This window comes from Amycolatopsis sp. NPDC059657, assembly GCF_042734395.1.
Taxonomy (GTDB): Bacteria; Actinomycetota; Actinomycetes; order Mycobacteriales; family Pseudonocardiaceae; genus Amycolatopsis.
This window is the reverse complement of the sequence record NZ_JBHWEB010000032.1, coordinates 66029-76746: the sequence shown is the minus strand read 5'-3', so window position 1 is coordinate 76746 and position 10718 is coordinate 66029. Positions and strand designations below refer to the sequence as shown.

The window sequence follows — 10718 nt, the reverse complement described above, 5'->3', positions numbered from 1 at the left end:
CAACCCCCAACCCCGGCGCCCCCCCCGGGGGGGTTTGTGTGTGTTTCCCCTTCTATCCCCCGCCCCACCACCCCCCCACCCCAGTGGTGGGACCGGTTCCAGGGGAGAGCCGGGCGGGGTGCCGTCGCCGAAGGGACGGCCGCCCAGGTCCTCCCGGTGGTGCGGGGTGAGCCAAGCGCGAGGGTCGGGCCCGGCGGCCACCACGCGTGTGGGGTTGATGGCCGAGTGGACGTAGTAGTAATGCCAGCGGATGTGGTCGAAGTCCGTGGTGTCACCGAAACCCGGGGTCTGGAAGAGGTCGCGCGCGTACGCCCACAGCGCCGGGTATTCGATGAGCTTGCGGATGTTGCACTTGAAGTGGCCGTGATACACCGCGTCGAAGCGGACCAGCGTGGTGAACAGCCGGATGTCGGCCTCGGTGATCGTGTCGCCGACCAGATAACGCTGCCCGGTCAGCCGCTCTTCGAGTTCGTCGAGCCTGGCGAACAACGCGGTCACGGCCCGGTCGTAGCTCTCCTGGTGCGGCGCGAACCCCGAGCGGTAGACGCCGTTGTTCACATCGCGGTAGACGACCTCGTTCAAGGCGTCGATCTCGGAGCGCAGCGCCTCCGGGTACAGCACGGGGGAGCCGGGACGGGCCAGCGCCGCCCATTCGATGCCGAAGTCGATGGTCAGCTGCCCGAAGTCGTTGCTGACCAGGTGCCCGGTGGGGATGTCGACCAGCCCCGGCACACTGACCCCGCCGGTGTAGCCCGGCTTGCGCGCGAGATAGGCCTCGCGCAGCGCGTGGATGCCGAGCACCGGGTCCTTGCCGCCGGGGCTGCCGGTCTTTTCGGTGAACACCCAGTGGGCGTCGCCGTCGATGTCCTCCTGGACGGGGTCGGTGATGGCGAGCGAGATCGCCTCGTCGAGGCCCATCAGCCTGCGGACGATGTTGACGCGGTGCGCCCAGGGGCACGCGCGGTTGATGACCAGGCGATAGCGGCTCGCCTCGACGGGCCAGCCGTCTCGGGCGTCCGCCGTCACGCGGTCGGTGAACGCCATCGGATCACGGACGAGTTCACGGGTGGGTGTCTCACCGGCCTTCATGGTCCCGATGGTAACCATGAATCCTCGAACACGCGTTCGCCGAGATGATCGCTTTGGAGTTTTCCCAGCTCACCGCCCAGGGTACCGTGGGTATGCAGGCACCTCGTTGAGATGGCGGAGGTCGATGGCGATGCGGGCTATGTGGAAGGGCTCAGTCTCTTTTGGACTGGTCACGATCCCGATCCAGCTCTACGCGGCGACCGAGAACAAGAACGTCTCGCTGCGCCAGGTGCACGAGGCCGACGGCGGCCGCATCCAGTACAAGCGCGTCTGCACCATCGACGGTGAAGAGGTCTCGTACGCCGAGATCGCCAAGGGCTACGAGCTCGAAGACGGCGAGATGGTCGTGATCACCGACGAGGACCTGGCCGAGCTGCCGTTGTCCACGTCGAAGCTGATCGACGTGCTGGAGTTCGTGCCGCTCGAGTCGATCGACCCGATCCAGTTCGACAAGACCTATTACCTCGAGCCGCAGAAGACCGCGACCAAGCCGTATGTGCTGCTGCGGGACGCGTTGCACAAGTCAGGGCATGTCGCGGTCGCCAAGGTCGCCATCCGCCAGCGTGAGTCGCTCGCGATCCTGCGGGTGGTGTCGGACGTGCTGGTGATGACCACCATCCTCTGGCCGGACGAGGTGCGCACCCCGGACTTCGGCTTCCTGCGCGAAGAGGCGCCGCAGGTGCGCGCCCAGGAACTCACGATGGCCGGTTCGCTGATCGACTCGATGTCCGAACCGGTCTTCGAGCCGGACAAGTACACCGACACCTACCGTGAGGCACTCGAGGCGATGATCGAGGCCAAGGCGCAGGGCGGCACCACGAAGAAGGCCGCCAAGCCGGGTGCGAAGGCCGAGGTCGTCGACCTGATGTCGGCGCTGCAGGCGAGTGTCAGCGAGGCCAAGAAGACCCGCAAACCCGCCGCCACCACCAGGAAGAAGCCCGCCGCGGCAGCCGAGAAGAAGGCTCCGGCGCGCCGGTCGAGCAAGTCCGCATAGCACCGGTTGCGTTATCGGTCTTCAAGGGAGTATGCGAGGCGACACGCCGCGAAGGTGCCAGAATTTGTCGGTCCCCGGTGGTACTAAGAGGGTGACCGCTGAAGGAACCTCGTGGAAGGCGTGGAAAACGATGATGTGTGCGCTGTGCGTCGCCGAACTCGACCACTGCCACGGCACCCTGATCGTTCACCCGTCCGGCGACGTCGAATGCATGGAGCCTGGCTGCGTCGACCTCGATGTCATCCGGCACGAGTTCACGATTGACTGCCTGACGGTTGAGGGTGGCTGCCCGTGTGTGGCTCTTCCGGCCGAGGCCCTGCTCCACGCGTCTTGATCGAGGCGGTGTGCCGCGGCATCAGCAGGATCGCCGCGACCGCCAGCGCCGAGACGGCCACCAGCGCCAGGAACACGTTGTGCGTCGCCTGGTAGAGCGACTCCTCGTTGGCCAGTGTCGCGTTCGCGATGGCGCCGAACATCGCCGCGCCGACCGCGCTGCCCAATGACCGGCAGAACATGTTCGTCGCGGTCACCACGCCGCGCTTGTCCCAGCCGACCGTCGACTGGACGGCCACGACAGTCGGGCTCGACAGCAGGCCCAGCCCGATCCCGAGGATGAACGCCGAGATCGCGGCCAGCCCCAGCCAGGACTTTTCGCCGAGCAGCGCCGCGACCACCGAACCCGCGCTGATCACCCCGCTGCCGATCAGCGCGGTGTCGCGGAAGCCGATCCGCAGGTAGATCCGGCCGGACAGGCTCGCGGAGATCGGCCAGCCGATCGTCAGCGCGGCGAGCGCGAAGCCCGCCGCCAGCGCGCCGAAGCCGAGCACGCCCTGCGCGTAGGTCGGCAGATAGGAGCTCAGCCCCATCATCACCGCGCCGACGATGAGCGCGACCAGGTTGCCGCTGTTGAGGATCCGGTGGCCGAACACCCAGAGCGGCAGGATCGGCTCGGCCGCCTTGCGCTCCACGAAGACGAACGCGACCAGCAGCACCAGCGCGACCGCGAAGATCACCAGGCTGGCCGGTGACGCCCAGCCCCAGGTCACGCCGCCTTCGAGCAGGCCGAGGATGAGCAGCGAGCAGCCGATGGTGAGCAGTACGGCGCCCGCGTAGTCGATGCGGTGCTCCTGGCGCTCGACGCGCTCGGGGAACTTGCGCGCCAGCGTCCACGCGGCGATCGCGCCGAGCGGCAGGTTGACGAAGAAGATCCAGCGCCAGTCCAGGTACTCGGAGAACACGCCACCCAGCGTCGGACCGACGACCGAGGCGATCGCCCACACGCTCGCGACGTAGCCCTGCACCCTGGCGCGCTCTTCGACCGTGTAGAGGTCGCCGATCATGGTCATGCTCATCGGCTGGATCGCGCCGGCGCCGATGCCCTGGATGGCACGCGCGGCGATCAGCACCGGCATGCTCCACGCGGCACCGCACAGCACGGAGCCCAGCAGGAACACGGCGATCCCGAAGAACATCACCGGCTTGCGGCCCAGCACGTCGGCGAACTTGCCGTACAGCGGCGTCGTGACGGCCGCGGTCAGCAGATAGATCGAGAACAGCCACGGAAACTGGGTGAAACCGCCCAAATCGCGGACAATGGACGGCACCGCGGTCGCGATGATCGTGCTGTCGAGCGCCACCAACCCGGTGCTCAGCATGACCGCGGCGAGCACCGGGCCGCGCTCCGAACGGAGACCGACCCCCTTGGACACAGTGTCGGTCATGCGCGGTCCTTCCATGGCATCCCCGGTATCGACTCTTCGAGTCAACTGTTTCGCATACGCAAGCATTCCATGACGCGCGGAACCACGGCGAACTGATTTGATGAGCGGATGACTTGCTGGGTGCGGCCGATCCGGAACGGCTGGGTGGTGCGTGACCGCGTGCCGGGGCCGGACGTGGACGAGTTCGGCGACCCCGCGCGTGTCGCCGCGGCGCTCGCCGTCCCCGGCGGCGCCGAGGGCACACTGCTCGCCGTGCAGCATCCGCACCGCACTCCGGCCGCGCTGGCGGCGGGACTCGGGCTGACCGAGGCGCTGCCGATCGCACGGGCCGCTTTGTCCTATTTGCGCTCGTATCACTACGAGCCGGTCTCCGATGTGGTCGGCCTTTACGAGATCGACGGCGCGGACGGGTCCGTGCTCGGCGTCCTCTGCATGGTCGACCCCGCTGTCGTCGGCGCCGACGGCGTTTCGCGCGTCCGGCACACCGAGGACGTCTACCCGGACGTCGTGGCGGAGCGGGCGGCCATGCTGGCTGGCCTGGGCTGCGCGACCAGCGCTGCGCTGCTGGTGCCCGAAGCCGAGGGCTGGGTGCTGACGGAGAAGGTCCGCGAAATCCTGACCACGCTGGACGAGCCCGCGGTGTCCACTCTGGACTCGGTGGGCAGGCGGCACAGGCTGTGGCTGCTGGGCAAGGGCGACCATCAGGACGAGGTGATCGAGCTGGCGCAGCGGCACACGCTGCTGGTCGCCGACGGCAATCACCGCGTCGCCGCTTCCGCCCCGGCGGGCTCACTGCTCGCGCTGGTGACCGGGGGACCGCGCCTGGAGATCGGGCCGATTCACCGCGCGCTCGTCGGCACCGGCTTTTCGCTGGAGGAAATGGCTTCGCGGTGGCGTGCGGCCGGTCTCGACGTCCGCGAGACCGAGGACCGGACCGTGGCCGTCGGCTCGGTGGTCGTGGTCGCCGGGACGTCGGCGTTGCGGGTGCGGCTGCCGTCGCTGGGGGAGCCGTCGATCGATCATCGGGTGGTGGAGCAGGTGCTGATCCGCGAGGCACTGGGCGTCGACCCGGAAGGCCCCGCGCTGGTCCCGATCCTGCCTGGCGGCCGGACGGTGCTGTCCGATGTGGACGCCACACTCCTGCTCGCCCCGGTGCCGATGACGGATCTGCTGGCCACGCACGCGGCGGGACTCCGTATGCCGCGCAAGGCCACCTATTTCACGCCCAAGCCGCGCAGCGGGCTTCTGCTCGCGGACCTGTGACGGGCGAGCAACACAGCTCCCGCGCCGAGTGCGGCGAGCAGGTAGACGTTGCCGAGCACGGCTTGCGGAAGGCTCCAGTCCTGTTCCTTGCCACCGCCGCCCGGCACGATCGCGGTGGCCCAGCCGGTGAACAGGACCGCCGTCGCCAGCGCCACCCACCGGTGGCCTCGGGTCAGCAGATACCCGATCGCGGGCACGACCCAAACCCAGTGATGTGTCCACGAGATCGGGCTGACCACCAGCCCGCACCCCGCGGTCACCAGCAGCGCGCCGGGCTCGTCGCCCGCGCGGTGCAGCCGCCGGACGGCGAACCACGTCCCCACCCCGACGACCACGACGCCGAGCACGATGGCCCAGCCGGCACCGGGCAGGGTCCTGGCCAGAAACCCTTGCCAGGACTGGTTTCCCACCCAGCCCTTCATCATGGCGAAATGGTCGTTGAAGATCGCCGAGGTCCAGAACCGGACGGAGTCACCCGGCAGCACGATCAGCGCCAGCCCGGTCGCACCGGCGAACGACGCCAGCGCCCGCCCCGCGTCCGCGCGACGGCCGGTCACCAGCAGATGCACGAGGAAGATCAGCGGGATCAGCTTGATCGCCGCGGCCACCCCGATCGCCAAGCCGCTGTACCGGGATCCCCGCAACACGAGCACGTCGAACACCACGACGGCCATCAGCACGAGGTTCACCTGGCCCAGCCCCACGGTCTGCCAGACCGGCTGGAGACAGAACGCGCCGGCCACCAGCAGTCCGCTGTGGACGGTGAACGGCCGCAGCGCCACGTACAACGCGGGCGCCGCGGCCATGGCGAACACGGCCCAGCCCAACTGGATCGGCAGCGCCGCGAGCGGCGTGAACAGCAGCGCGGCGAACGGCGTGTACGTGAACGGCAGGTCCGGCGCCCAGCCGGGAAGCGCGGAAAGGTGCCCGTAGAGGGGTTCGCCGCGCAGCACAGCGAGCCCGCCCGCGCGGTAGACCGACGAGTCGATCCCGAGTGGACGGCCGAGCAGCCACCAGAGCACCGCGACCCCGCCGAACGCGGCGGCCGCGACGACCGGCACGGCCAGTGGTGAGCGCGGAGCGAATGTCATACCCGCAACGGTGATCGAAAACGGCCGCCGCGTCGTCACACCGGGGTGCCGTCTTCGCGCCCGGCCCCAGTACCGGGGTACTACTTGGGTGTGGGGGTCGTGAGTGGTACGGCCGGTTCTAACCGGTGAAAACACTCACGACCCCGATTCACCTGGGACGACGAGGCCTTCCTCGTAGGCGGCCACGACGGCTTGGGCGCGGTCACGGACGCCGAGTTTGGTGAACACCCTGCTCACGTGGCTCTTCGCGGTCTGCTCGGCGATCACCAGAGTGTCGGCGACTTCGGTGTTGGACAGGCCTTTCGCGATCAGGCGGAGCACTTCGGTCTCCCTGGCCGTGAGCTCCGCGAGCCGCGTGCCGGAGACCCGGGGAGCCGTGCGCGCCGTGAATTCGCTGATCAGCCTGCGGGTGACGGTCGGTGCGAACAGCGCGTTGCCCGCCGCGACCACGCGGACGGCCGTGACGAGGTCGTCGAGTGGCGCGTCCTTCAACAGAAAGCCGCTGGCGCCCGCACGCAACGCGCCGTAGACGTACTCGTCGATGTCGAACGTGGTGAGCATCAGCACGCGGACCGTGCCCTGGGGCTCAGCGAGAATGTGCCTGGCTGCTTCGAGGCCGTCGAGTTCGGGCATCCGGACGTCCATGAGCACGACGTCCGGTGTCAGCTCGGCGCAGCGCTCGATCGCGGCGAGGCCGTTCTCGGCCTCGCCGACCACCTGGATATCGGACTGTGCGTCGAGCACGGCGCGGAAGCTCTGCCTGACCATGGTCTGGTCGTCGGCGACGACGACGGAAATCACGAAGCGGTTCCTTCCAACGGGATGGCCAGTGCTACCCGGAAACCGCCGTCGGGCGTCGCGCCGGTCTCCAGCTTGCCGGACAGCATGGTGACCCGCTCGCGCATGCCCAGCAAACCGTGCCCCGGCGGTTCGATCGGTCCCGTGGACTCGCTCGGGTCGTTGCACACGGTCGCGCGCACGACACCGGCTTCGACGCGCACCTCCACCCGGACCGCGGCGCCGGGGGAGTGACGGGCGGCGTTGCTCAGCGCCTCCTGCACGATCCGGTACAGCGAAAGCCCGACACCGGCGGGCAGTGCGTCGAAATCGCCGTGTACCTCGAGTGTGCAGTCGGTGCCGAGCGCACGCACACGGCCGACGAGGTCGGCCACGCGGGCGATGTCCGGTTGCGGAGACGTGGGCGCCGCGTCGGACTCCGTGCGCAGCACGCCGAGCAGGCGGCGAAGCTCGGTCATGCCCTCGCGGGCGGTGTCCGTCAGCGCGGCGAACTCTGTCCGCAGGTCGTCCGTCATGGCGGGGAAGCGGTAGCGGGCGGAGTCGGTCCGCAGCGCGAGCACGGACATGTGGTGCGCGACGACGTCGTGCAGCTCGCGGGCGATCCTGGTGCGTTCTTCGAGCACCGCGAGCTTGGTGTCCTCGGCGATGCGCTGCTGGTGGCGGGCGAGCCGTTCCTGCTCCGCGAGCCGGCGTTGACGGACGAGATTGCCGATGAAGAGCGGAACGGAGGTCAGCGCCGCCAGCAGCACGAGATCACGCCAGTCACGTACGAAGGGCGCCATCGCCGCGACCGAGATCACCGCGACGCAGGCGAGTACGGGCTGGTCATGGGTCTCGCCCACGAGGTAGAGCACCAGCGCGGCCGTCAAGGCGAGACCGGGAGACCACGGCCAGCCCCACGACGCGACCCACCCGGCATACGCGAGCGGGGTGGCGAGGATGAGGACCACGAACACTCGCCACGCCCACAGCGGCGACCGGAGGCCGACCACCGCGGGCAAGAGCGTGGCGACACCGAGCGCGGCGGGCAGGAGCGCGCCGCGGCCCTGGGTGATCGCGGTGACCGTGGCGACGAAGCCGGCCCACGACCCGATCCCCAGCACAGCTACCGCGCGCAGCACCCGAAGCCCGGCCGATACTGGCCGGGGCGGACGGGCGGTGCCCGCGTACACCGTCCAGCGGACGACGTCCCACCACCGGTGTTGATCAGCCATGGCATGTCACAGTACGGCGAAGGTGCCTGCCACCCCCCGAGTGACAGGCACCTTCGCGGACGCGTTCGCTACTTCGTGGCGAGCGCGAGTTCCGCCTCGTCGACCTTGATCTCGGCGCGGCGGGGCCGGATGACGCCGGCCAGGCTGACCAGCACCGCGAGCACCGCGATCCCGGTGACCACGCTCAGCGCCGGGGTGAGCCCGGCGAGCAGCGCGGTCCGCGAGGCCTCGGCGCCACCGTTGGCGGTGAGCACCGCGGTCACGATGGCGAGCCCGATCGCGCCACCGATCTGGACCGAGGTGTTCAGCAGGCCACCGGCGAGGCCCTGCTCGTCGTCGGCGATCCCGGCCGTGGCCTGGATGTTCAGGGAGGAGAAGGCCAGCGTGAAGCCGAGTCCGAGCAGGACCATGCTCGGCAGCACCGCAAGCGCGTAGCTGGAGCTCTCGTCGACGTTCAGGAAGAGCGCGTACCCGATGACGTGGGCGATCACACCGGCCAGGATCGTGCGCGGGGTGTCGAAGCGGTCGATCAGCGGCTCGATCCTCGGCGAGCCGAACGCGACGATCGCGGCGGCGGGCAGGAAGCCGAGTGCGGTCTGCAGCGCGGACCAGTTCAGCACCGACTGCAGGTACAGCATGACCACGAACTGGAACCCGATGTACGCGCCGAAGAACAGCGCGCCGCCGAGGTTGGCGCGGGCCAGCGGGCCGGAGCGCAGGATGCCCAGGCGGAGCAGCGGGTGGGAGCTGCGCTTCTCGATGACGATGAACGTCGCGAGGAGGGCGAACGCGACCGCGAACGAGATCAGCGTCCTGGCCGCGAGCCAGCCGACGGTCGGGGCTTCGACGACCGAGAACACGAGCAGCAGCGAGCCGGCGGCTCCGGTGATCGCACCGGGGAAGTCATAGCCCGCGCCGGTGCGTTCCGGCCGGTTGGACGGGATCAGCCGGTACGCGAAGACCAGCACGACGAGCGCGATCGGGACGGGCAGCAGGAACGTCCAGCGCCAGCCGACCTGGGTCAGCAGCCCGGAGAAGACGAGCCCGGCCGAGTACCCGCTCGCGCCGAACACCGCGAAGATGCTGATCGCGCGGTTACGGGCGGGACCTTCCTGGAACGTCGTGGTGATGATGGACAGTGCGGCGGGTGCGGTGAACGCGGCGCTGAGTCCCTTGATGAAGCGGCTGGCGATCAGCAACGCGCCGTCGTCGACGAGCCCGCCGAGCAGTGAGGCGAGTGCGAACACGCTGACCGCGACAAGGAAGACCTGCCGCCTGCCGAGGAGGTCCGCGGTTCGGCCGCCGAGAAGCAGCAGGCCGCCATAACCGAGTACGTAGCCGCTGACGACCCATTGCAGCGCGCTGGTGGAAAGGCCGAGGTCGGCCCGGATGGACGGGAGTGCGACACCGACCATGGAGACGTCGAGCGCGTCCAGGCCGATGACGGTGGACACGGTGAGCAGTACGCCCCACAGACGAGCGTCCCACCGGGTGGAGGTGGTGGAGAGATGCGCGGAAGAGCTCATGTGGATCACACTACATGCACACGCATCTAATGCAAGTGAATTTAATGTGGTTGCATCAGATTCCTGTGCATGCTATCTTCGCCTACGTGAGCGATGTAGCTGACCAGGTGCTGGTGCAGGAGTGGCAGGGCTTGCTCGCCCGCCACGCGGTCGTCTTCGGCGCGCTGGAGTGCACGCTCCAGGAGAAGCACGGCATCGGCGTCAGCGAGTTCGAGGCGCTCGAATGCCTCGCCACGGCCGAGCAGAAGTGCCGGGGCGCGGACCTCACCGAGGCCGTGCACCTGAGCCAGAGCGCGACTTCACGGCTGGTCGCCAGGCTGGAGCGCGAGGGCCTGGTCGAGCGTGCCATGTGCGAGATGGATCGGCGCGGCATTTTCGTCATGCTGACCGAGGCCGGGCACAAGCTCTACAACGAGGCCAAGCCGACTCAGCGCGCCGTGCTCAAGGAGACGCTCGGGGCCTAGTGGTCTGGGTTCACATCCCGGCCGCCCCATCGATCCGTTCCCGCAGCAGGTCGGCGTGCCCATTGTGCCGCGCGTACTCCGCGATCATGTGCACGAGTATCCGGCGCAGCGAAATCGGCTTCCCCGTCCGGAAATGCGTGCCCGTAGCGTCCAAAGTGGACGATGCGACGATCTCCCTCGACCGCGCGCACTCCGCGCGCCACGCCGCGAAAGCCGTGTCGGCGTCGCCGTCGAGCACGTCGAAGTCCTCGTTCGGATTGTCGTCCGAGTAGTACAGCATCGGCAGGTCCTCGCCCGCGAACTGCTGGCGGAACCACCACCGCTCAGTGCCGGTGAGGTGGCGGACCAGCCCGTGCAGACTCAGGCCCGATGGCGGGATGTTCTTGTCTGACAACCTTTCCGCTGGAATCCCGGCACATTTGAGTTCGAAGGTCTGACGGTGCCAGTCGAGGAACGCCGTGAGGATCTCCCGCTCGTCGCCTTCGAGCGGGAGCTCCTCACGATCGCCGCGTGGCCAGGTCGGTGAATAGCTCGGCAAGGTCATACGAGCAGCATCGC

General features: G+C 68.8%; 10 protein-coding genes. 3 read left to right on the top strand and 7 right to left on the bottom strand.

Annotated features, from left to right (window positions below; genetic code table 11):
• The coding region (locus tag ACFV15_RS19365) for a glutathione S-transferase family protein (RefSeq protein ID WP_378351853.1) at positions 1-1089 on the bottom strand (1089 nt) is incomplete at its 3' end.
• Between the two features lie 130 nt (positions 1090-1219).
• Here ACFV15_RS19365 and ACFV15_RS19360 point away from each other — a divergent pair.
• Positions 1220-2083, top strand: a complete 864-nt coding sequence (locus ACFV15_RS19360; RefSeq protein WP_378351864.1) for a Ku protein — start codon at positions 1220-1222, stop codon at positions 2081-2083.
• Positions 2084-2337: 254 nt separating this feature from the next.
• Here ACFV15_RS19360 and ACFV15_RS19355 read toward each other — a convergent pair whose 3' ends face one another.
• Positions 2338-3804 (bottom strand): MDR family MFS transporter, encoded by a 1467-nt coding sequence (locus ACFV15_RS19355; protein ID WP_378351852.1) that lies wholly within the window; start codon positions 3802-3804, stop codon positions 2338-2340.
• A 108-nt stretch (positions 3805-3912) separates the two neighbouring features.
• On the opposite strand from ACFV15_RS19355, the gene ACFV15_RS19350 reads away from it, so the two are divergent.
• Positions 3913-5067, top strand: coding sequence for a DUF1015 family protein (locus ACFV15_RS19350; RefSeq protein ID WP_378351851.1), 1155 nt, complete (start codon positions 3913-3915; stop codon positions 5065-5067).
• Here the strand turns inward: ACFV15_RS19350 and ACFV15_RS19345 are convergent.
• From ACFV15_RS19345 to ACFV15_RS19330, 4 genes are all read right to left on the bottom strand, one after another.
• Positions 5019-6158, bottom strand: a complete 1140-nt coding sequence (locus ACFV15_RS19345; RefSeq protein WP_378351850.1) for a glycosyltransferase 87 family protein — start codon at positions 6156-6158, stop codon at positions 5019-5021. The genes ACFV15_RS19350 and ACFV15_RS19345 overlap by 49 nt on opposite strands.
• 135 nt (positions 6159-6293) lie before the next feature.
• The gene (locus ACFV15_RS19340) at positions 6294-6959 is read right to left on the bottom strand and encodes a response regulator (protein ID WP_378351849.1); all 666 of its coding nucleotides are present in this window, start codon (positions 6957-6959) and stop codon (positions 6294-6296) included.
• Entirely contained in the window at positions 6956-8170 is a 1215-nt protein-coding gene (locus tag ACFV15_RS19335; RefSeq protein WP_378351848.1) for a sensor histidine kinase, read from the bottom strand. The genes ACFV15_RS19340 and ACFV15_RS19335 overlap by 4 nt, the downstream gene beginning before the upstream one ends.
• Positions 8171-8238: 68 nt before the next feature.
• A complete protein-coding gene (locus tag ACFV15_RS19330) occupies positions 8239-9696 on the bottom strand; it encodes an MFS transporter (protein WP_378351847.1) in 1458 nt (485 codons plus the stop codon).
• 86 nt (positions 9697-9782) lie between these two features.
• On the opposite strand from ACFV15_RS19330, the gene ACFV15_RS19325 reads away from it, so the two are divergent.
• Complete coding sequence (locus ACFV15_RS19325; protein ID WP_378351846.1) at positions 9783-10160, top strand: MarR family winged helix-turn-helix transcriptional regulator; 378 nt, start codon at positions 9783-9785, stop codon at positions 10158-10160.
• A 10-nt stretch (positions 10161-10170) separates the two neighbouring features.
• Here ACFV15_RS19325 and ACFV15_RS19320 read toward each other — a convergent pair whose 3' ends face one another.
• Positions 10171-10704 carry a DinB family protein gene (locus ACFV15_RS19320; protein WP_378351845.1) on the bottom strand — a complete coding sequence of 178 codons (534 nt, stop codon included), beginning with the start codon at positions 10702-10704 and terminating at the stop codon, positions 10171-10173.
• Positions 10705-10718: the final 14 nt, after the last annotated feature.